The sequence below is a fragment of the Veillonella intestinalis genome (genome assembly GCF_943193155.1).
GTDB classification, from domain to species: domain Bacteria; phylum Bacillota; class Negativicutes; order Veillonellales; family Veillonellaceae; genus Veillonella_A; species Veillonella_A intestinalis.
The window spans coordinates 312689-334546 of record NZ_CALPDB010000001.1; the positions used below are offsets into that span (position 1 = coordinate 312689).

Annotated in this window: 28 protein-coding genes and 1 tRNA gene; 28 read left to right on the forward strand and 1 reads right to left on the reverse strand. The window is 38.1% G+C overall.

The window, feature by feature from the left end:
* Window positions 1–74 precede the first annotated feature (74 nt).
* The 6 genes from NFR44_RS01380 to NFR44_RS01405 all read left to right on the forward strand — a co-directional run bounded on the left by NFR44_RS01380 (window position 75) and on the right by NFR44_RS01405 (window position 4298).
* Window positions 75–1364 (forward strand): homoserine dehydrogenase, encoded by a 1290-nt coding sequence (locus NFR44_RS01380; RefSeq protein WP_251440340.1) that lies wholly within the window; start codon window positions 75–77, stop codon window positions 1362–1364.
* A gap of 10 nt (window positions 1365–1374) precedes the next feature.
* On the forward strand, window positions 1375–2301 hold the full coding sequence (thrB, locus tag NFR44_RS01385; protein ID WP_251440343.1) for a homoserine kinase: 927 nt from the start codon (window positions 1375–1377) through the stop codon (window positions 2299–2301).
* Window positions 2302–2366: 65 nt separating this feature from the next.
* A tRNA-Pro gene (locus NFR44_RS01390) sits at window positions 2367–2443 on the forward strand.
* Window positions 2444–2487: 44 nt separating this feature from the next.
* Window positions 2488–3351 carry a zinc metalloprotease HtpX gene (gene htpX / locus NFR44_RS01395; RefSeq protein WP_251440345.1) on the forward strand — a complete coding sequence of 288 codons (864 nt, stop codon included), beginning with the start codon at window positions 2488–2490 and terminating at the stop codon, window positions 3349–3351.
* A 9-nt stretch (window positions 3352–3360) separates the two neighbouring features.
* Window positions 3361–3765 (forward strand): nucleoside-diphosphate kinase, encoded by a 405-nt coding sequence (ndk, locus tag NFR44_RS01400; protein WP_251440349.1) that lies wholly within the window; start codon window positions 3361–3363, stop codon window positions 3763–3765.
* 26 nt (window positions 3766–3791) lie between these two features.
* Window positions 3792–4298, forward strand: a complete 507-nt coding sequence (locus tag NFR44_RS01405) for a cob(I)yrinic acid a,c-diamide adenosyltransferase (RefSeq protein WP_251440352.1) — start codon at window positions 3792–3794, stop codon at window positions 4296–4298.
* 188 nt (window positions 4299–4486) lie between these two features.
* Here the strand turns inward: NFR44_RS01405 and NFR44_RS01410 are convergent, their stop codons facing one another.
* Window positions 4487–4834 carry a hypothetical protein gene (locus NFR44_RS01410; RefSeq protein WP_251440356.1) on the reverse strand — a complete coding sequence of 116 codons (348 nt, stop codon included), beginning with the start codon at window positions 4832–4834 and terminating at the stop codon, window positions 4487–4489.
* A gap of 147 nt (window positions 4835–4981) precedes the next feature.
* Here NFR44_RS01410 and cobU point away from each other — a divergent pair, with 147 nt between their 5' ends.
* The 22 genes from cobU to argR all read left to right on the forward strand — a co-directional run bounded on the left by cobU (window position 4982) and on the right by argR (window position 21855).
* Window positions 4982–5557 (forward strand): bifunctional adenosylcobinamide kinase/adenosylcobinamide-phosphate guanylyltransferase, encoded by a 576-nt coding sequence (gene cobU, locus NFR44_RS01415; RefSeq protein ID WP_251440359.1) that lies wholly within the window; start codon window positions 4982–4984, stop codon window positions 5555–5557.
* Window positions 5557–7080 carry a cobyric acid synthase gene (locus NFR44_RS01420; protein WP_251440362.1) on the forward strand — a complete coding sequence of 508 codons (1524 nt, stop codon included), beginning with the start codon at window positions 5557–5559 and terminating at the stop codon, window positions 7078–7080. The genes cobU and NFR44_RS01420 overlap by 1 nt, the downstream gene beginning before the upstream one ends.
* Window positions 7080–8057 (forward strand): adenosylcobinamide-phosphate synthase CbiB, encoded by a 978-nt coding sequence (cbiB, locus tag NFR44_RS01425; RefSeq protein WP_251440365.1) that lies wholly within the window; start codon window positions 7080–7082, stop codon window positions 8055–8057. Before NFR44_RS01420 ends, cbiB begins: the two co-directional genes overlap by 1 nt.
* Window positions 8054–8800 carry an adenosylcobinamide-GDP ribazoletransferase gene (gene cobS / locus NFR44_RS01430; protein ID WP_251440367.1) on the forward strand — a complete coding sequence of 249 codons (747 nt, stop codon included), beginning with the start codon at window positions 8054–8056 and terminating at the stop codon, window positions 8798–8800. The genes cbiB and cobS overlap by 4 nt, the downstream gene beginning before the upstream one ends.
* A gap of 79 nt (window positions 8801–8879) precedes the next feature.
* Window positions 8880–9788: a GHMP family kinase ATP-binding protein gene (locus tag NFR44_RS01435; protein WP_251453926.1), complete on the forward strand. Its 909-nt coding sequence runs from the start codon at window positions 8880–8882 to the stop codon at window positions 9786–9788.
* 14 nt (window positions 9789–9802) lie between these two features.
* A complete protein-coding gene (locus NFR44_RS01440) occupies window positions 9803–10939 on the forward strand; it encodes a pyridoxal phosphate-dependent aminotransferase (RefSeq protein WP_251440372.1) in 1137 nt (378 codons plus the stop codon).
* A complete protein-coding gene (gene cobC / locus NFR44_RS01445; protein ID WP_251440373.1) occupies window positions 10902–11537 on the forward strand; it encodes an alpha-ribazole phosphatase in 636 nt (211 codons plus the stop codon). Before NFR44_RS01440 ends, cobC begins: the two co-directional genes overlap by 38 nt.
* 11 nt (window positions 11538–11548) lie before the next feature.
* On the forward strand, window positions 11549–12247 hold the full coding sequence (locus tag NFR44_RS01450) for a pseudouridine synthase (protein ID WP_251440375.1): 699 nt from the start codon (window positions 11549–11551) through the stop codon (window positions 12245–12247).
* Between the two features lie 60 nt (window positions 12248–12307).
* The gene (locus NFR44_RS01455; protein WP_251440377.1) at window positions 12308–13378 is read left to right on the forward strand and encodes a M24 family metallopeptidase; all 1071 of its coding nucleotides are present in this window, start codon (window positions 12308–12310) and stop codon (window positions 13376–13378) included.
* Window positions 13379–13392: 14 nt separating this feature from the next.
* Window positions 13393–13950, forward strand: a complete 558-nt coding sequence (gene efp, locus NFR44_RS01460) for an elongation factor P (RefSeq protein ID WP_251440380.1) — start codon at window positions 13393–13395, stop codon at window positions 13948–13950.
* Between the two features lie 86 nt (window positions 13951–14036).
* Window positions 14037–14432: an Asp23/Gls24 family envelope stress response protein gene (locus tag NFR44_RS01465; protein WP_251440382.1), complete on the forward strand. Its 396-nt coding sequence runs from the start codon at window positions 14037–14039 to the stop codon at window positions 14430–14432.
* Entirely contained in the window at window positions 14432–14818 is a 387-nt protein-coding gene (locus tag NFR44_RS01470; protein ID WP_251440385.1) for an Asp23/Gls24 family envelope stress response protein, read from the forward strand. Before NFR44_RS01465 ends, NFR44_RS01470 begins: the two co-directional genes overlap by 1 nt.
* Window positions 14802–15242 carry a transcription antitermination factor NusB gene (gene nusB / locus NFR44_RS01475; protein ID WP_251440387.1) on the forward strand — a complete coding sequence of 147 codons (441 nt, stop codon included), beginning with the start codon at window positions 14802–14804 and terminating at the stop codon, window positions 15240–15242. Before NFR44_RS01470 ends, nusB begins: the two co-directional genes overlap by 17 nt.
* Window positions 15243–15251: 9 nt before the next feature.
* Window positions 15252–16274, forward strand: coding sequence for a tRNA (adenosine(37)-N6)-threonylcarbamoyltransferase complex transferase subunit TsaD (locus tag NFR44_RS01480; RefSeq protein WP_251440389.1), 1023 nt, complete (start codon window positions 15252–15254; stop codon window positions 16272–16274).
* An 8-nt stretch (window positions 16275–16282) separates the two neighbouring features.
* Complete coding sequence (gene xseA, locus NFR44_RS01485) at window positions 16283–17488, forward strand: exodeoxyribonuclease VII large subunit (protein ID WP_251440391.1); 1206 nt, start codon at window positions 16283–16285, stop codon at window positions 17486–17488.
* Window positions 17481–17693 (forward strand): exodeoxyribonuclease VII small subunit, encoded by a 213-nt coding sequence (gene xseB / locus NFR44_RS01490; RefSeq protein ID WP_251440393.1) that lies wholly within the window; start codon window positions 17481–17483, stop codon window positions 17691–17693. Before xseA ends, xseB begins: the two co-directional genes overlap by 8 nt.
* A 70-nt stretch (window positions 17694–17763) precedes the next feature.
* Window positions 17764–18642, forward strand: a complete 879-nt coding sequence (locus tag NFR44_RS01495; protein ID WP_251440394.1) for a polyprenyl synthetase family protein — start codon at window positions 17764–17766, stop codon at window positions 18640–18642.
* A 2-nt stretch (window positions 18643–18644) separates the two neighbouring features.
* Window positions 18645–19112 (forward strand): divergent PAP2 family protein, encoded by a 468-nt coding sequence (locus NFR44_RS01500; RefSeq protein WP_251440396.1) that lies wholly within the window; start codon window positions 18645–18647, stop codon window positions 19110–19112.
* A 15-nt stretch (window positions 19113–19127) separates the two neighbouring features.
* Complete coding sequence (locus tag NFR44_RS01505) at window positions 19128–19931, forward strand: TlyA family RNA methyltransferase (protein ID WP_251440398.1); 804 nt, start codon at window positions 19128–19130, stop codon at window positions 19929–19931.
* Window positions 19932–19939: 8 nt separating this feature from the next.
* Window positions 19940–20821: an NAD(+)/NADH kinase gene (locus NFR44_RS01510; protein ID WP_251440401.1), complete on the forward strand. Its 882-nt coding sequence runs from the start codon at window positions 19940–19942 to the stop codon at window positions 20819–20821.
* A complete protein-coding gene (gene mnmM / locus NFR44_RS01515) occupies window positions 20818–21396 on the forward strand; it encodes a tRNA 5-(aminomethyl)-2-thiouridylate-methyltransferase MnmM (RefSeq protein ID WP_251440404.1) in 579 nt (192 codons plus the stop codon). The genes NFR44_RS01510 and mnmM overlap by 4 nt, the downstream gene beginning before the upstream one ends.
* 3 nt (window positions 21397–21399) lie before the next feature.
* Window positions 21400–21855: an arginine repressor gene (gene argR / locus NFR44_RS01520; protein WP_115309655.1), complete on the forward strand. Its 456-nt coding sequence runs from the start codon at window positions 21400–21402 to the stop codon at window positions 21853–21855.
* Window positions 21856–21858 lie beyond the last annotated feature (3 nt).

A 21858-nucleotide genomic window follows, 5' to 3' on the forward strand; every position in this document is an offset into this window, starting at 1 on the left:
GTAATTATACATATAGGTGTAGCCCCGACTTATATTAATAGGCCGGGGCACTCCTATAAAGAGAGAGGGATAGTATGGAACCAATTAAAGTAGCCTTATTAGGTTTCGGCACAGTAGGACAAGGGACTTTTGAACTACTTGTAAAAAATGCTGATTTAATTGCTAATCGAGTAGGCGCGCCTGTTGAAGTAGCTAAAATCTATGTGCGCAATAAAGAAAAATATAGTCATGTAGCGTTACCAGCTAATACAGTTTTTGTTGAACAAGTGGATGAGGTATTAGATGATGCTACCATTCAAGTGGTAGTAGAAGTTATGGGGGGCACCACCTTTGCTCGCGAATGTATCGAAAAAGCGCTCACTAAAGGTAAAAGTGTAGTTACCGCTAATAAAGACTTATTAGCTGAAGCTGGCCCTTATCTTTTAGACTTAGCAGCTAAGCACAACGTTGATTTACGCTATGAAGCAAGCGTTTTAGGGGGCATTCCGATTATTCGTACTCTCTATGAATCGTTAGCAGGGAATCGAATTACGGAAATCGTAGGAATTTTGAATGGTACGACGAATTTTATTTTGTCCAATATGACTGAAAAAGGAGCTGGCTATCAGGAAGTACTAGCTGAAGCGCAAGCCTTAGGGTATGCGGAAGCAGACCCAACTGCTGACGTTGAAGGTCTTGATGCAGCTCGTAAATTAGCTATTTTATCATCCATTGCCTTCAATCGACGTATTTTCTTCGAAGATGTATCGGTTGAGGGGATCACTAAGATTGATGCTACCGATATCGCTTTTGGTAAAGAATTTGGCTATACCATTAAATTATTGGGGATTGCTAAAGAGACTAAAAAAGGGTTGTCCTTAAATGTACATCCTTCGTTCATTTCGAGTAATCATCCATTAGCTTCAGTACGTGGTTCTTATAATGCTTTATATGTAAAAGGTAATGGCATTGATGATGCTATGTTCTACGGTCGGGGTGCGGGGAGCTTACCAACTGGTAGTTCTATTGTAGGCGATATTATGGAAGTGGCTAAAAATATTCGCACTAATCATTTAGGGGCCTTAGCGCCATTCTATTTTTCCGAGAAAAATCTGTATTCTTCTGGCAAAATTGAATCGTCCTACTATATCCGTATTTTAGTAGATAACTCTACAGGTGTATTGGCTAAAGTAGCAACTAAATTAGCAGAACAACGAATTTCGGTGCAAGCTGTTACACAGCGTAACGAAAGTGAAACAACATCGACTATTGCGATTGTTACTTCTTCTTGTCCACGTTCTTATATTGTAAATGTAATTAATGCCTTTAATAATTTGCGTGTAGTTCGTGAAGTTGGCAGTGTTATTCCTATTATGGCAGATTAGGAGGCAAGGAATGGAATCTATTGTTGTACAAGTGCCAGCCACAAGTGCTAACTGTGGTCCTGGTTTTGATTCATTAGGCCTTGCTTTAGAATTATATAATACATTTTCTTTCACGCCTGATGAAATGGCTACTACTAATACGTATACCTTTGCCGGTTTTGATGCCAATTTATTAGCTAAAGAAGATCAGACTCATAATTTAGTTGGCTTTGCGATGGCGCAAGTATTTAAAAAAGCTAACGTAAAGCCTTTATATGGCACAATTCATAGTGAAGCTGCTATTCCGCCATCAAGAGGTCTTGGCAGTAGTTCTACAGCTATTGTAGCGGGCCTAATGTTAGCTAATGCAACGTTAAGTTCACCTTTGAGCACGCATGATTTACTAATACTTGCTAATGAAATTGAAGGTCATCCTGACAATGTAGCACCAGCTTTATTAGGAAATTTAGTATGTTCTGTGAATCATGAAAGTGGTTTATTATATACTACTGTTGACTTGCCAGAGGAATTGGTATTTGCTGTAGTTGTACCGGAAGTAACTGTGGCAACAGAGTATGCACGCAGCGTTTTACCTAAAGAAATTGCTCATAAGGAAGCTGTAGCTAATGTAAGTCACGCTACTTTGTTTGTTACGGCTTTATTGCAACATAAGTTGGAGTATTTAAGCGTTGCTCTAGAAGATTATCTTCATGTACCTTATCGTAAAGCCTTAATTCCTCATTGTGAGGAAGTCTTTGCGGCTGCTTTAGCTAATGGTGCGTATGGTGCGACTATTAGTGGTTCTGGTTCAACGTTAATTGCCTATTGTCCTAGATCATCTGCTGAACTCGTAAAAGATGCTATGGCACAAGTATTTACCGAAAATGGCATTGCGTCCCATGCGTATGTAGTAGAAGCTGATACAGAGGGTGCTAAGTATGTAAATTGCCAAAATTAGGCAATTACTATATAATTATAGTGTGAATAGATATTTTTCAAAATTGTTGATATAATACTATTCATCGGGGCGTAGCTCAGCTTGGTAGAGCGCTACCTTGGGGTGGTAGAGGTCGCAAGTTCAAATCTTGTCGTTCCGACCATGTGTGTATGAAGGATACATTGAAGAAAGAGGCAAGTATAAATTATGAATAATGTAAAGACAGCTGTTTTACTGGCATTAATGACTGGCTTATTGATGGTAATCGGACAGTTGGTCGCTGGCAGGACTGGTCTTTTGACGATGTTTATTATTTCTATGGGGATGAACTTGTTCAGTTATTGGAATAGTGACAAGCTTGTTCTCAGCATGTATAATGCACGTCAAATATCGGCGACAGATAATCCCGAGTTATATAATATGGTAGCAAGTTTAGCTAAGCGTGGTAATTTACCAATGCCAAAGGTATATATTATTGAATCTAAGGTACCTAATGCTTTTGCTACTGGGCGCAATCCTGAACATGGGGCTGTGGCGGTTACTACAGGCATTATGGAGCTGTTGACTGATGATGAAATTGAAGGGGTATTAGCGCATGAATTAACCCATATTAAGCATCGTGATACTTTAATTAGTACCATTGCGGCAAGTATAGCTGGGGTTATTACTATGATTGCTAATATGATGCAATTTTTTGCTATCTTTGGTCGCAGTGACGATCGTGAAGGGGCTAATCCTATTGCTATGTTGGCAACGATTATTTTAGCACCTATTGCAGCAGCTTTAATTCAAATGGCTATTTCTAGATCAAGAGAATATTTAGCTGATGAAGGTGGGGCTGAAATGAGTGGCAAACCATTATCGTTAGCATCAGCGTTAGGCAAAATTGATTATTATGCTAAGTATGGTGCACTGCCAACTAGTGAATCACAAGTAGGTACAACGGCTCATATGTTCATTATCAATCCATTAAGCAATGTAAAGGACTTTACTAGTTCTTTATTTAGTACTCATCCAAGTACAGTATCTCGTATTGAAAAGTTAAAAGAATTAGCTGCGCGTATGCGCTAGGAGGGAATCATGGAACACACGTTAGTACTCGTAAAACCTGATGGAGTAAAGAAAAAACTTTGTGGTGAAATTTTAGCTCGTTATGAGCGCAAAGGCTTAACAATTAGTGCCCTAAAATTAATGCAAGTACCGTGTGAGTTAGCGGCCGAACATTATGCAGAGCATAAAGAAAAACCGTTTTTCCAAGAATTAATCGATTTTATTACGTCTGGTCCTGTACTAGCTATGGTGTTGAGTGGTGAAAACGCTGTAGCTGCTGTACGTCAGTTGAATGGGGCTACCGATCCATTAAAAGCAAATCCTGGTTCAATTCGTGGGGACTATGGCTTGGCTATTGATGAAAATGTAGTACATGCTTCTGATGCTGTTGATACAGCAAAACGTGAAATTGCGTTGTGGTTCCCTGAATTTTAATTATTTATATTACAAGAGGTGATAGTATGAACGCAAAGGTATATACTAAAACAGGTGATAAAGGTTCAACTTCTTTGTATACTGGTGAACGTCTTTCTAAAGCGTCACTTCGCGTAGAGGCTTATGGTACGATTGATGAGCTTCAAGCGGTGTTGGGCGTTGCTCGTGCTTTCTCTGAGCATGATGACATTCAGCAAGTAATTTATGGAATCCAAAAAGAATTATGGCAATTAATGGCTGATGTAGCTAGCTTAGGTCAAGAACCAACCATTACCGATGCTCATATTGAAAATCTTGAAAAAATTATCGATAGCTATGATGCTAAAATGGAGCCACTTACTAAATTCATCGTTCCTGGTGATAAGAAAAGTTCGGCTTTATTGCATCAATGTCGTACTGTAACGCGTCGTGCAGAGCGAGCTTTATGGCGAGCTGCTGAATCAGGTGAAGCAATCCACGATGTAAATATTCGTTATTTAAATCGTTTATCTGATTGTTGCTATATGTTAGCTCGTGCTGAGTTTGAACTATAATAGGCCATCTCTATGTATTCATTGTGTTCTTGTGTTTCACGTAGTTGAAGTGGCAGTAACTTCATACTTGCTGGACGCGTGAATACGGAATATGGTCAACCATATAAAAAAGCTATGTTACCGAATTATTCGCGTAACATAGCTTTTATTATTGACTAAAATTAGTTGTATTGTATCTTATTGAACCTTTATTCTGGTTTTAAGTCAATAGTACCTGTATTGAGTACATCTTCAGGGCTTGGATAATAGAAAAATACAGTGCTAATTTCATATTGGAATTTTTCACGGATTTTAGCCGCTAGAATAGTTTCAAATTCAATTAAATTTTCTGGTTCAATAGTGCCATCTTCAATGAGCACTAGTAATTGTGGTTCTACTGCAGGGGCGTTATCAGGTAATACTTCAGGCGGTAGGGGAATATTTACGATGACACGAGCTGTAGCAGCATATTGCTCATTTTGGTCAGTAATGACAGCTCGATAGGTATTCTCCCATAAAGTGGCCATTAGTTTAACATAAAAATTTTTCATTTCCATAAAATAAACACTCCTTTTTTATTCTCCCTAGATTTCCTAAACGGTGTATAATGGGAGATATGGGTATTGATATGAAGTTATTGTATACTTATAGCGACCCAAAAAGCAAGTAGTGTCTATTAATTAACAGTAGGAGTATAGCGGTTCATGACAGATGAAAAGAGTAAAATCATCCTATGCACTGGTGGCGCTCGTAGCGGTAAGAGCGAATTTGCGGAACAGTTAGTATTATCATTACCAGGAACGAAGGGATATGTTGCAACGAGTCAAATTTTTGACGATGAAATGGAAGATCGGGTAGCTAAGCATAAAGCACGCCGTGGTTTAATATGGCACAATTATGAAATTCCCTATGATCTGCCCGCTTCATGGCCAAAGGTTTTAGAACAATGCGATGTCATTTTGGTAGACTGTTTAACAATGTATGCTACCAATGCCATGCTCAAATCAGAACCTCACACGCAAGCTGCGTGTAATGAAATAGCAGAGGCCTTAGTAGGTCAAGTCGAAACAATTCTTTCACAAAGTCGTGAAGCTCAAAAAACAGTTGTATTTGTGACTAATGAATTAGGTTTAGGCATTGTACCGGAAAATCGATTAGCTCGTTTTTTCCGTGATATAGCAGGCCTACTTAATCAAGCCGTAGCCAAAGCAGCTGATGAGGTGTATTTTACCATTAGTGGTATTACAACAGAACTTAAATCCAAGGAGGTTCATATATAATGGCTAAGAAAATCATGTTTCAAGGAACAAGCTCTAATGTTGGTAAAAGTATTTTGACAACGGCACTGTGCCGTATTTTTTATCGTAGAGGGTTAAAGACAGTTCCTTTTAAAGCGCAAAATATGGCCTTAAATTCTTATGTAACGCGCTGGGGCGATGAAATCGGTCGTGCTCAGGTAGCACAAGCGGAAGCGGCAGGAATTGACCCTATTGTGCAGATGAACCCAGTGCTATTGAAGCCTACAGGTAATCAATCTTCACAAGTAGTATTAATGGGAAAACCTGTAGGGGTTTATAGTGCTAAAGAATATCATACACAATATTCTTTAACGGCCCTTGATAAGGTGAAAGAAAGTCTCCAATTTTTAGATGAAAATTTTGACATGATTGTCATTGAAGGGGCTGGCAGTCCTGCTGAAGTGAATCTTAAAGCCAATGATATTGTAAATATGCGTGTAGCTAAGATGACAAATTGTCCAGTTATGCTTATTGCTGATATTGATCGTGGTGGCGCTATTGCCTCTATTGTAGGTACTTTAGAATTATTAGAACCAGAAGAACGTAACCTTGTAAAAGGGATTGTGATTAACAAATTCCGTGGTGATATTAATTTATTAAAACCTGCTTTAGATTTTATTGAAGAACGAACTGGTCGTAAAGTAGTAGGGGTTATTCCTGCTATTGAAAACCTTGATATTGATGAAGAAGATTCGGTAGCGCTTGAAAGTAAACATACTACTATTAATCGTGATATTACGATTGCTGTTATGCAGACTCCTAAGATTTCTAACTTTACTGATTTTGATGCGTTAGCTTATGAGCCGGATGTAGCAGTTCGCTTTGTAAAACCTGGCGATGCCATTGGGGACCCAGATTTAATTATTTTACCAGGGTCAAAAAATACATTGGCTGATTTGAAGTATCTACAGGATCGTGGGTATGATAAAGATATTCAAGCTTTAGTCGCAAAGGGAACTCCAGTGCTTGGCGTATGTGGTGGCTACCAAATGTTAGGTGAAAAGCTACATGATCCAGATGGTGTTGAAGGAGATATTCCAGAATTAAACGGCCTAGGTTTATTGCCAACTGAAACAACTATGACTGGTACTAAAATGACACATCAAGTTACATTTAATACAACAAAGTTAGCATTTTTAGGTATGAATTATAGTGGCGAAGGACTACGCGGCTATGAAATTCATATGGGCGATACGCGAGGTGTTGGTGCTGTAGCTGAGTGCTTTAATATTACTTCAAGAAGTGAGCAACCAGTAAATGTAATGGATGGGTTTACTAATGAATCAGGCCAAGTTATGGGTACCTATATTCATGGTATTTTAGATAATGATAGTTTGCGCCGTCATTTAATCAATGCGTTACGCACTAAAAAAGGATTGGCACCACTTGATGAAGTATTCCATTATTTTGAACACAAAGATGCAGCCTATAACCGCTTAGCGGATATTGTAGAAAAGCATTTAGATATGGATTATATTGATAGTTTATTAGAGGAACAAGCCTAATGGAGTGGTTTGTAAATAATGCCTACTTTTTTATTCCTGTGTGGGCCTTTTTATTAGATTGCTTGTTAGGTGATCCTAAAAGTCAATATCACCCAGTTGTATTGATTGGTAAGGTTATATCTTTTTATGAAAATTTGTTATATGGTCAAACAGATTCGTCTAGAAAGAAAATAGCATATGGTGCTTTAACTGTATGTTTAACACTTCTTACGGTCACTGGAATTGGTTTTATAGTGCTTCTTATTGCTGGTACTATTCATCCATGGATTGCATATATAGTGGAAATTATTATTGTATATATTACAATTAGCCCTCGGTCACTGGCTGAAGCAGGTCTTGAATTGGCTCGTTTGTTACAGCAAAAAAACTTGCCAGAAGCACGACGCAAAGTGGGCTGGATTGTAGGACGTGACACCTCGGAATTAGATGAAAGTGAGATTACACGTGCTACTATTGAAACAGTGGCTGAAAATACTGTAGATGGCATTATATCGCCTTTGCTTTTCTTTGCTGTTTTTGGACCATTAGGCGCTTTATTTTATCGTACAGCCAATACAATGGATTCCATGTTAGGCTATAAAAATGAACGCTATCTTTATTTTGGTAGGGTAGCAGCTCTTTTTGATGATCTTGTTAACTGGATTCCTGCCCGAATTACGTTATTCCTATATATTGCAACCGCTTATATTTTGCGCCATGACTGGCGTAATGCTTGGCATATAGCGAAACGAGATGCGGCTAAACATCCTAGTCCTAATGGTGGCTATGCAGAAGCACCCGTAGCAGGTGCGTTGCATATTCGTTTAGGTGGCTATAACAAGTATGGTGATACCATGACATTTCGGGAATATATGGGTAATCCTGATGTGCCTATGAGAGGAATTCATATCCAACAGACTATTGGTATGATGTATGTATGTTCTTTATTAGGGGTTGTTTTAGCAGCCTTAATTTCTAGAATCTTGGTGATAGTATGAAGTCATTTTTTATTGGCTTACAATTTTTGACTCGCCTTAAAATTGTGAATCAGACAGAATGGGATATTCATGATTTTGGCAAAAGTGTAATTTCTTTTCCTTTAGTAGGTTTGGTTATTGGGGCCTTTATGGCAGTATTATATTGGCTATTAGCTGATGTATTACCTATTCAATTACTTGCTTTATTATTGGTTATTTTTGAATTTTTATTTACTGGTGGCCTCCATGCTGATGGATTTATGGACACTTGTGATGGCTTATTTTCTGGTCGCGATCGAGAACGTAAGCTAGAAATTATGAAAGACAGTAGAGTAGGTTCTAATGGCGTAGTAGGCTTTGTATTCCTTACTTTGTTAAAATGGCAATTATTAGCCCATGTAAGTCCACAATTTTTATGCGCCTTGTTACTGTTCTTACCTATTATTAGCCGATATACATTGGTGTTAAGTATACGTTTATTCCCATATGCAAGACCTGAAGGGATGGGGAAGGCCTTTGCCGTTTATTCACCAAAGAGTACTCTTTGGTGGTCTACTTTATTTGTACTTTTACCAGCTCTTTATTTTCATTGGGAGTATGCTACTTTTTTAGGAATTGGTATTATTCTTAATATAATATTAAATACTTATATTTCTAAACATTTAGGCGGTGTGACTGGTGATACTTACGGGTTCGTTATTGAAACTACGGAAGTATTATTAGTTTTAGCTGCTATTGCAATGGGATTCGGGTTTTTACAATAAAAACAGTTTACAAGAGTTTTACTGATTATTTACTGTGTGATTTTATATTTTTTTGTATATTAGTATGGAGGAACGACAGGTGTCATATTATGTGCGAGCACCAGGGACGTGCGGTGAATTTTTGCAAGGTTCCATTGATGGTCAACCATTTTTGGTTACCTGTCCAATCAATCGCTATTCGTATGCTCTTAGTGAGGTCAAACAACCATTACGGCCTTATTTTTGTTCATTGCAACCAAAGGCTGCCTTAGCGGCGCAACAAGTAAAACGGTTATTGATGAATGAACGTCCTTTTGATTCCGTAATGTGGAGCCAAGAAACGCCAGGGCCTACAGTCTATGTACGATCAGATATTGTTCAGGGGAAAGGCATGGCTTCGAGTAGTGCTGATATTAGTGTAGCTGCTATGGCTACTGCATTAGCTCATGGGCGACCTTTGACTTTGGAAGAGTTAAAAGATATTTGTCTTAGTATCGAACCGAGTGATGCATCCTTTTATCCTGGTGTTGTTCAATTTGATTATATATCTGGTGTTATTACAGAGCCATTGGGGCAGTGTCCGCCTATGAAAATCATGATTTTTGATGAAGGTGGCGAAATTGATACGGTAGCTTTTAATGCTCAAGTTGGTTTGCATGATTTGATTGCTGAAAAAGAGCCTTATATTTTAGAATCATTGGCTTTATTTAAAGAGGGCTTAGCACAGCATAACGTGTCGCTTATTGGTCAAGCTGCTACCTTAAGTGCCTTTGCTAATCAGCGTATTCTATATAAGCCTTTGCTCTATGAATTTCATGAAATAGGAAATCATTTTAATAGCGTTGGGACTATTATTGCCCATAGTGGTACTATAATGGGATTACTTTTTCCGTCAGATGGTTCACCGTTAGCTGATTGTCGAGCGGCAGTGCAGCAAGCGTTACCAACATTACATTATTTAGATACGGTTGAGACAACGAATGAAGGTATTACGTTTATGAAACGCTAGGGAGGTGCTAACTTATGAAAAATATACATGGTGGTAATATTTATAAAATAGCTGCAGCCCATGGCGTTAATCCCCAAGATATTGTTGATTTTAGTGCCAATATTAATCCGCAAGGATTAAGTCCTAAGGGAAAAGAAGCTCTTTTAGGGCATGTGGAGGAAGTTATTCACTATCCAGATCCTAATAATGAGGCTTTATTAGAGGTAGCTGCCAAATTATTAGCCGTGCCAAAAGATAATATTTTATTTGGTAATGGGGCCGCTCAGTTGCTATATGCTTTAATGGAGTTACAGAGAATCGCGCAAGTATTGGTTCCAGCTCCTGGTTTTTCAGAATATGCGTTAGCTGCTATGGCCCAGAATATTAAAGTTCAATCGTATTCATTACGATTGGAAGAGTCACCTACCTATCATTTTGAGGTTCCTTACGATGTATTGCGTGAATATTTAGTGGCAGCAAAAGAAAATAATACTCAAACACTGCTTTGTTTGGGTAATCCTAATAATCCAGATGGTAGTTTACAGATGGTTAGTGAAGTAATTGAGTTAGCTAAATTAGCTGAAGAATCCGGTAGTTTATTACTGGTGGATGAATCATTTATTGAATTTACCAATGAAAGTCATAGTTTGCGGCCTTATATTGAAGAAAATCCCAATATCCTAGTTCTTCATTCATTTACAAAGTTTTATGCCATTCCTGGTTTACGTTTAGGTGCTTTGTTAGGACAGCCTCAAATTTTAAACGCTATAAAACAATTTATTCCTGCTTGGTCAGTGAACCATTTAGCGGCACAGTATGGTATAGGGGCTCTTCAAGACGAAGTATATCGTCAGAAAAGTCGCGCTGTAGTGGCAAGAGAAAAGGAATGGCTTTATGGCGCTATAAAAGCCTTTCACTTTTTAACCGTTTTACCACCAAGTGTTAATTTTATGCTATTGCATTGGCAACCAGAGTCTCCAAGTTTGCAGGACTTTATGGAATTTTTAGAGACAAAAAATCTATTAATTCGTAGTTGTGAGGCCTATGAAGGTTTGGGAACTGGTTGGTTTCGTATAGCAGTTAAAGATAGAGCTAATAATGAATTATTAATCTCATATGTAAAGGAGTTCGCCCATGCACACAATTTATTTAGTACGTCACGGTCAAACTGAATGGAATAGTACAGGTTTTTATCAAGGTTATACTAATGTTCCTTTAAATGAAACTGGTATTGCTCAGGCAGAAGCGGTTGCCAAAGAATTAGCCTCTGTTCATTTTGATACGATTATTGCCAGTGACTTAGATCGAGCTCGCATTACGGCTGAGACAATTTTAGGGGAGCGCCAAATCCCATTCCGTACCGATGAGCGCTTACGAGAAATTAATTTTGGCGATTGGGAAGGTTTAACGTATGATCAAATTGAAGCTAAATGGCCACAAGCTGTTTACACAATGTATCGTAGCCCTGATAAAGTGAAAATCTCTAATGGTGAATCGTTTCAAGATGTGCAACTTCGAGCTTGGGAAGCTTTACGGGAAGAAATGAGTCAAGTAGGTGAAGATAAAACGATTCTAGTTGTTGCTCATGGCGGTACTAATCGTACACTGATTTGTAAAATGTTAAATTTACCACTTCATTTTGCTTGGAATTTTAGTCAAGGGAACACATCGATTAGTCGTATAGAATTCTATGGCTTAACAGAAGATGATCATAACACATTAAGTTTATTAAACTATACGAAACATTTAGAAAGTTTAACTATAAAGTAGTAGGTTGAAGCATGCGTTTACGTTTAGATAAATTTCTTGTTAATAAAGCGTTGGGTAGTCGTAAAGAAGTTCATGGCTTAATTAAGCAAGGTTTAGTTACTGTTGATGGAATAGTTGCTACTAAAAAAGACCAAGCCATTAATATTCCAGAACAGGTTATTGCTGTAAATGGTGAAGTTATCGATAGTCGTCAGAATTATTATGTCAAGCTCAATAAACCAGCTGGCTATGTATGTGCCGTAGAAGATGCACGTCATCCCACAGTAATGGAACTATTGCCACCTGAATTTTTAACCATGGGTGTTGTTCCAGTGGGACGATTAGATAAGGATACAGAAGGCTTATTATTGTTATCTAATGATGGTGTGTGGGCTCATCGTATTATAAATGGTAAAAAACATATTTCTAAATTGTATTATATTGAATATGCCGGTGAACTCACTGACACTGGTTTGGCACGTATACAAGAAGGTATTGTTCTAGGCGATGGCACAGTATGTAAACCAGCTATTCTCGAGGTATTAGAGCCAGGTAAAGCTCAAATCAGTATTGAAGAAGGTAAATATCATCAAGTAAAACGGATGATAGGGGCTGCTGGTGGTGAGGTTACTTATTTACGGCGTCTATCAGTAGGTCATTTAACTTTAGCTGGAATTGAAAATTTAGGTGATTTTGCATATCTTGATGAGGAAGACGTGGAAAAACTATAGTCAAAATACGTAATTTATGGTATCATGAAATGAAAAAATTTATAGCAAGGGAGTCTTATCATGAATGGCTTATTACGCCTACAGGATTATTTGACTGCGCACCAGTATGATGGCATACTCTTGCTTAGCCAGACCAATCTTAGGTATTTTGCTGGTTTTACAGGTACTACGGCAGTAGGCTTTGTAACACCTAAACAAGCGTATATAATTACAGATAGTCGCTATACAGAACAGGCACAGCAACAATGCGAAGGCTATGAAGTAATTCAGTATACTTCGTCAGTATGGGACAGTATTACAACAATATGCAAGGAGCAACAAATTTCCTTAGCTGTATGTGCTTTTGAAGGGAACTATGTGCCAGTAGATACATACCAAACCTTTTCAGAAGTGCTTACTGATAGTCAGTTTGCGTCAGTGAATTTAACTTCATTACGGGCCGTGAAACGACCGGATGAGTTGGCTTTAATGCGCAAGGCGGCTCAGATTGCTGATGAAGCTTTTGCTGCTATGCTACCTCAATTAAAAGTAGGTATGACTGAACAAGAAGTGCGTGTTATTTTAGAAATTGAAATGATGCGTCGTGGTTCTGAAGAACCATCTTTTGAAACCATTGTAGCCTCAGGACATCGCTCTAGCATGCCGCATGGTGTTGCGTCTAATAAAGTGATTGAAAGGGGCGACTTTGTTACCTTTGATTTTGGGGCCGTTTATAAAGGGTATCATTCAGATATGACTCGTACGATTGTTATGGGTGAGGCTTCAGAAATACAACGTAATTTATACGACGTAGTTCTTACGGCCCAACTACTGGGATTAGCGGCTGTTAAAGCTGGTGTGACTGGTAAGGTTGTAGATGCTGCTTGTCGTGATAGTATTTATAAGGCTGGCTATGAAGGCTATTTTAATCATGGCACAGGTCATGGTGTTGGTCTTGATATTCATGAAGAGCCAGTGGCCTCACCAAAATCTAATACAGTATTAGAATCTAATATGATTGTTACTGTAGAGCCAGGGGTATATTTGCCTGGTGAAATGGGTCTTCGCATTGAAGACAGTGTTATTGTTACTGACGAGGGTTATGAACTATTGACTCATACCTCGAAAGAATTAATAGAAGTAAAAGGTTAAACGGAGGGATTTAAATGATTTCTAGTAATGATTTTCGTCCGGGCGTAACAGTTGAGCTCGATGGCAACGTGTGGCAAGTAGTTGACTTCCAACACGTAAAACCAGGGAAAGGGGCTGCTTTCGTTCGTTGTAAATTGAAAAATTTGCAAACTGGCGCTGTAGTTGAACGTACATTCAATGCTGGTGAAAAAGTACCTAAAGCTCATGTAGACCGTCGTCGTATGCAATATTTATACGAAGCTGATGGTGCCTATACCTTCATGGATAGCGAAACATATGATCAAGTTGAACTAACTCTTGAACAATTAGGTGAAGCTAAGAATTTCTTACTTGAAAATATGGAAGTAAGCATTATGTTCTTCCAAGGTATTGTAATTGGTCTTGATTTGCCAGTAGCCGTAGAACTTCGTGTAGTTGAAACTGATCCTGGTATCCGTGGTGATACTGCCACTGGTGGTAACAAACCAGCTACGCTTGAAACTGGCTATGTAGTTAAAGTACCGATGTTCATCGAAGTTGACGATGTGCTTCGCGTTGATACTCGCACTGGTCAGTACATTGAACGTGCGTAATTTCATTTAAATTTAAAAGCATTTGTCTTTAACGCACTATGTGAGAGGCAAATGCTTTTATGCTATGACAGAAAGGCTGGCGTACTATGAGTGAAGAGACTACATTCTTTGAAGGAAAAACCAAAATTAGTGACACTGTGTATGGTACTATTGCTCTATTAAAGGCATTAGAGATTAAAGGAGTTGCCTCTATGAGTACGACTGCTGGTGATGATTTTGCCAATTTTATTGGTATGAAAAGCCAGTGGGAAGGAGTTAAATTACAACATGTATCCGATACGTCAATTTCGCTAGATTTATATTTAGTAGCTCGGTATGGATATCGTATTCCTGATGTGGCCTTACGCGTTCAAGAAAATGTAAAGACTGGAATTGAAACGTTAACGGGAACTACCGTAGAGGGTGTTAATATTTTTATTCAAGATATTGCGTTTGATAGTGCCTTAGGCACAACTACTACTGATGGAAGGAGTGATACTTAGTGGATAATAAAAATAAACAGGTTGAAGTATCAGATGAGGTTATTTTACAAATTACCAATCATGCACTCACACTAATCCCTGGCTATCATTCCTTAAATAGTAATTTTTATTATGGCATGGTGGATGGTATTGCTCGTAATTTTGGGCAAAAACGCTTACCAGGTGTAAATGTAAAACATCGTAAAGAAGGTCTGGAAGTTAATATTTATATTAATGTCCTTTACGGATATCCTTTAATGACGATGGCAGAGCAAATTCGTCAACAAATTCGCAAAGATTTAAAAGAAAAGGCTGCCATAGATAAAGTACGTATTGACGTACATTTTGAACATATTATTGATCCAAATCAAAAGTTCGAGGAGACAAGCAATGAAACAAAATCGTAATCGTCGCCAAGCACGATTGTATGCATTTCAAAGTTTATATGCAAAAGAATTTCATAATGTAGAAGATACTATTTCAGTTCCTGTAGCGGAAGAAGTACATACAACACAAGGCATGGATGTAGCCTATGCAGAAGCTATTATTCAAGGTGTAGAAGCCAATAAGACGACTATTGATAAACTATTACAAAGCTATTCACCAAAGCGTAAAATCTCTCAGTTAGGAGCGGTGGAACGCAATGTATTGCGTTTAGCAACATGGGAACTTATCCTGTCTAATGAAGCTATTGACCCTCGCATTATTATTAATGAAGCCATTCAATTAACTAAAGACTATGGTGCAGAAAAAAGTTATAAATTTGTAAATGCAGTACTTGATACAATTGCTAAAAATAAAACAACTGTATCTACCTCTACAGAGGCCTAAGAGGCTATTATGAAAGTATTTTTAGGGATAGATACTAGTTGTTATACAACGTCTTGTGCACTTGTAAGCGAAGATGGCAAGTTAATAGGGGAAGCACGTAAACTATTAGAGGTGAAACCTGGCGCCCGTGGGCTTCAGCAATCGCAAATGGTATTCCAACATACCCGTGCTTTACCTAGTTTAATTGAGCAATTACCTCAGGACTATACCCTAGCTGGCATTGGTGTGAGTGCGTTTCCTAGACGGGAAGCTAATTCATATATGCCAGCTTTTCTTGTGGGGCATGGTTTAGGTAGAAGTTTGAGTCATATGCATAATGTTCCTTTATTTGAATTTTCTCATCAAGAAAATCATATTTTAGCAGCTTTGCGTGTACTACAGACAATTCCTTCCGAACCATTTTTTAGTCTCCATGTATCAGGGGGCACGACAGAACTTTTATATTGTGTGCCTCATGAAGGTCATTTTTTTACGGCTCAACTAGTTAATGGTGCTATAGATTTACATGGCGGACAATTCGTAGATCGTGTTGGAGTTGCTTTAGGATTACCGTTTCCTGCTGGACCAAAGCTAGAGTTATTAGCCAAAACGCTTTGTACTAATCCAGCTAATTTAGCAGAAACAGTAAAAACCTTAGTTAAGGAAGAACGGTTTAAACCATTGCCTGTAGCGGTCAAAAAGGGAGCTTTAAGCTTTGGCGGCCCTTGCAGTGAAGCTATGCGTCGTCTTGAACGCTTAAAAAATAAGGATCATCAAGGTGATGTGGTTTCAGAAGATATACAAGCACAAATGAGCTTAGCTGTGTTTCATTGTATTTGTGAATCATTAACCAAAATGCTTACCTATGAGTGGTCTCAGCGACCAGCTAATCGTTTAATTGCTGTTGGTGGAGTTATGGCTAACAGCTATTTGCGAGAAGCTTTACTCGCTTTTGGGCAGAAACAGGAGGTAACACTAGAGTTTGCACCACCTCAATATAGTTCAGATAATGCGACGGGTGTAGCTTATGGCGCCGCTTTATTAGGAAAGTAGAGGTCTTTATGGATGTTTTTTCTGTAGCTCGTTTAAATTCATTAATTAAACGGGTATTAGAGCGTGAATATATTTTAAAAAATTGTTATGTTGCTGGCACTATTTCAAATTTAAAACGACATAGTACGGGGCATTATTATTTTTCCCTTAAAGATGAAGATGCTTCTGTAGACGTGGCTCTTTGGGCTGGAACGGCTCAGAAAAAGAATTTAGTAGGTGCTTTAGAAAATGGTCTTTTTGTTACCATGCGAGCAACTATTAATTTTTATGAAAAAACAGGTCGTTTAAGCTTAATTTGTAATGATATGGAAATAGGCCAAAAGAGTCCTTACCAATTAGCGTACGAAGCTTTAAAAAAAGAATTAACTGCTTTAGGGTATTTAGATGATCTTCATAAACAACCATTGCCAGTCATGCCTACTTGTATAGGTCTTGTTACCTCTGAATCTGGCGCTGTACTGCATGATATTTTACATGTAGCGAAGCAACGTAATCCATGGGTTCACTTTAAATTATTTGCTGTACCAGTGCAAGGGGATAAAGCAGGTCCTATTATTGCCAAAGGCATTGAACGGGCAGATCGAGATAAAGAGGTAGAATTAATTATTGTTGGTCGTGGTGGTGGCTCTATGGAAGATTTATGGTGCTTTAATGATAGAGCTGTTGTAGAAGCTGTTTATCATTGTAAAACACCAATTGTTTCAGCCGTAGGTCATGAGACGGACTATACCTTATGCGATTTTGCTGCTGATGTTCGAGGCGTTACGCCTAGTCATGCTGCTGAATTAACTGTATACCCTGTAACTTTACTGTGGCAACAACTCAAAGACAAAGAAGAGTATTTGCACCAATTTATGAAGCAAATGATAGAGTCGAAGAAGCAAGATTTACAAGCAATTTTTAATCGTAAGTTAGGGATTCCAGCTCTTACGCTTATTCATAAAGAAAGTGCTAAATTAACAGCTTTACAACATGAATTACAGACTAGCCTTACTAAAGGCTTAGGGAAAAAGCAAAATGATATTGTGCTATTAGCACAACAACTAGAGTTACTAAATCCGCTTCACCTATTAGTAAAAGGGTATACAAAAGTTGAGCATAAGGGTTTACCAATTCGATCTACGAAAGAATTGAACCCTGGTAATCATATAGATATAACCATGCAAGATGGTACATTAGAAGCTGTAATAGAGGAGATTCATAGCAATGGCTAATACATTAAAAAACTACGAAAAGAAATATGCAGCCTTAGAAGAAATTGTTCGAACATTGGATGCTAATGAATTATCAGTCAATGAATTGCTAACACAATATAAAAAAGGCTTAACTTTGGTAAAAGAATGCTCTGATATGCTACAAAGTGTAGAAGGCGAAGTGCGTCAGATTATTGAAGAAGTACGAATTGGCGATGAAATGTAGATTTATAATTTCTATCTATTAATACATAAAATGTTATCTACTGGTGCATACCTATAGGGTAGGAGGAACTATGCTAACAGAATATTTAAAAGCCAGTAAAGCTTGGACAGAATCGTATTTGGCCTCCCTATTAGAGTCGCCCAATGCAGAGTATGCTAAGTTATACGAAGCTATGCGTTATAGTTTACTAATGGGGGGCAAACGAATCCGTCCGATTTTAACAAAAGCGGTTATGGAGTCATTAGGTGTTTCGCCGGAACCTTATAAAGAAATCGTTTGTGCTATTGAATTAATTCATACATATTCGTTGGTACATGATGATTTACCAGCCATGGATAATGACGATTATCGTCGTGGAAGTTTAACGAATCATAAAGTATATGGTGATGGTCTTGCTATCCTAGCCGGTGATGGTTTATTGACGTATGCATTTCAATTAATGTGTCAAAATACGGTTGCCACACCTAGTCAACAATTGTCTTGTGTATTGGCGTTAGCCAAAGCAGCTGGTCCAGAAGGAATGGTTGGTGGGCAAGCGTTTGATTTAGAGTCAGAAGGTCGTCATATACCACTTGAAGAATTACAAGTATTACATCGTGGTAAAACAGGTGCTTTATTTTTAGCTGCCATAGAGATTGGGCTTATTTTAAGTAATGCGACCCCACAAGTGCAGGCTTCGTATCGTACATATGGTGATCACTTAGGTTTATTGTTCCAAATCACTGATGATATTCTTGATGTAACAGGAACTATTGAAGATTTGGGTAAAATGCCTGGAAGTGATGAAAAACAAGATAAATCCACCTATGTATCCGAATTAGGTGAGGCTGGTGCTAGAGCCAAAGTAGCGGAAACAGCAGCTGCGGCTAAAGCGGCCCTCTCAGAAATTGATGGTGATACTACTATATTAGAAGCCTTAGTAGATTATCTAGTGCATAGGACAAATTAATTATGCAATTCTTAAATGAACTCTTTAGTAACTATATAGCTATTAGTGCGTTTTGGGGTTGGTTTTTAGCCCAAGCTTTAAAGTTTGTCATTGTGCTATTACAAATTCGCCGTTTGCAATGGGAACGCCTTATTGGGTCTGGTGGGTTTCCGAGTTCTCATACATCTTTAGTGGTAGCTCTATCAACGGCAACGGCATATCAACATGGACCAACATCTGATTTGTTTGTTATTTGCTTAACCTTTTCTTTGATTGTTATGTACGATGCATCTGGTGTGCGCCGTGAAGCTGGTCGCCAAGCACAAATTCTCAATCAATTGATGGAACATTTCAAGAAACGAAACATTCCTGTTCATATTGAAGGAGGGCAAGTGCTTAAAGAACTATTAGGTCATACTCCATTTGAAGTGTTTGGCGGAGCCATTTTAGGTTATGCAGTAGCATCAATTATTTATTATAATTTTCTTTAATTGTAAGGGAGTTTTATGAGTACTAAAGAACGTTTAGACGTACTGCTAGTTAACCGTGGTTTATTTGAAAGCCGAGAAAAAGCAAAAACTGCAATTATGGCTGGTCAAATTTTCATGGGCACAGTATGCGTTGATAAAGCGGGCACTAAAATTCCCATAGATGCTGATTTATCAGTAAAGGGAAATACGTTGCCTTATGTTAGCCGTGGTGGGTTAAAATTAGAAAAAGCATTGCAACTCTATCCCATTGATTTAACAGACGCTGTCATGGTAGATATTGGCGCATCAACTGGCGGTTTTACAGATTGTGCTTTACAAAATGGAGCCGCTAAAGTGTTTGCTATTGATGTAGGGTATAATCAATTAGCTTGGTCACTGCGTCAAGATCCACGCGTTGTTAATATGGAAAAACAAAATATCCGTACTGTAACAGCTGAACAATTAGGGGAGCTTGTTGACTTTATCTCTATTGATGTGGCCTTTATATCCTTAGATAAAGTACTACCGGTAGCGGTTACCTTGCTTAAAGACAGCGGTTCTTTAGTTGCTTTGATTAAACCACAGTTTGAAGCAGGCCGTGAAAAAGTAGGTAAAGGTGGTATTGTTCGTGAAGCCAGTACTCATAGAGAGGTATTATTACGTATCTTACAAGTGGCTGAAGCTTGTGGCTTATATTTGCATGGTGCTACATATTCCCCTATTAAAGGGACAGAAGGAAATATAGAATTTTTAGGATTTTTTAAGAAGACAAAGGAAGGGGCTTTGCCAATAACTGATGAATTAGTAGAGTCAGTGGTTGCAGCCGCTCATGAAATGTAGGTGATGATATGCGAGTAGGTTTTATCCCTAATATGGGCAAAGAGAATATTATAGCTGTGCTACAAGAAGCAAAACGTATTTGCGATAATTGTGGTATAGAAGTTTGGCTTCCTGAAGATCTTAAAGAATTTGATTTGCCAAAATTGCTTAATGTTTCCGATGATCAAGTATTACCAAGACCTGAAATTTTTAAGCATTTAGATATTGCCTTTAGTTTTGGTGGTGATGGTACGCTCATTCATTTAGCTCGCCAAATTTATATGCATGATGTGCCAATTTGTGGCATTAATCTTGGTGAATTGGGATTTCTTAATCAAATAGAATTGGCAGATATGGAAGATAGGATTACAAAGATTGCTAAGGGTGATTATCGAGTAGAAAATCGAATTCATTTAGCTGCTGAAATTCGGACTGCCGAAGGGGCTAAGAAATTAACCCCTATCATTAATGAAATCGTTATTACTCATGAAAAACCAGGTCGCATGGCTCGCATTAATTTATCAATTAATGAGGGCTATACGCAAATGTATCCCGCTGATGGTTTGATTGTTGCCTGTTCGACTGGTTCAACGGGGTACAATCTATCCGCTGGAGGTCCTATAATGGCACCAGATAATCATTCGATTATTGTAACACCTATAGCACCACATCTACTACAGAGTGTCTCATTAGTGCTTAAAGAAAGTGCCCGCGTTGATTTAACCATGCCAAAGCGTCAAGAAAAATTACATATTTGTATTGATGGTACTTTTGATTATGAATTTACTAATGAAGATACGTTACATATAGAAGCGAGTGCTCTTTATAGCCGTTATGTACGTTTTTACGAGCAAAAATTCTTTGCTACCTTATTCCGTAAGTTATCGGCTCGGCGAGATGAATTATTATGATTAATTTTAATCATGCTGTACAATTTCAACGTACTTTGTGGCTTGATCAATTACGACAAGCACGCACTATTGTAGATGCAACGGTAGGCAATGGTCATGATTTACTTTATTTAGCTACTCATTGTGAGTCCGGAACTTCTTTATATGGTTTAGATAAACAGAAAAAAGCGATTGAAACTGCTACTGTTAGATTAGCAAGAGAATGTGAGCGAAAGGATATTGACTGTTACTTTATCGAAGGTTCTCATGAAATTCTATTAGGTACTACAGATTGGTTAACACAACCAATTGACTTACTTATTTTTAATCTAGGATATTTACCCGGTAGTTCTCATGAATTAATGACACAACCGGATACTACCATTGAAGCTATTTCTAAAGGGCTTACTTGTTTAGCACCAAAGGGGCTCATTACAGTGGTAGCCTACCCAGGTACAGCTATAGGCGAGGCCGAAGCAAAGGCGGTACATACATTTTTATCAACCTTGCCACAGCAAGCTTATGATGTGGCAACATGGATGCCAGTTAATCAAATTAACAAGCCTCCTATTTTATATATTATTAAAGGACGGTGACCTATGAAACGCTACAGATATAACAAGATTAAAGAAATCGTACAATCCCGCTCGATTGAAACGCAAGAAGAGTTAGCGGCTGCTTTAGCAGATGAAGGGATTGAAGTAACACAAGCTACCGTATCTCGTGATATAAAAGAATTGATGCTTATTAAAATTCCTACCGGTGATGGTCACTATCGCTATGCTTTATCACCTGAAGAAAATGTCTTGCTTATTGGCAATCGAATTAGTCGTCTATTCCAAGACTCTATTACTCGTGTAGATTACAGCTTAAATCAAGTGGTATTGCATACATTGCCAGGCTCGGCTCAATCAGTAGCATTTGCTATTGATCATGCTAAATGGGGCGAATTAATTGGAACTTTGGCAGGGGACGATACGATTTTACTTATTGCTCGTTCTGTTGAAGATGTGCAACCAATTTTAAAACGTATTTCGGATTTAATGAAAGACTAAGGC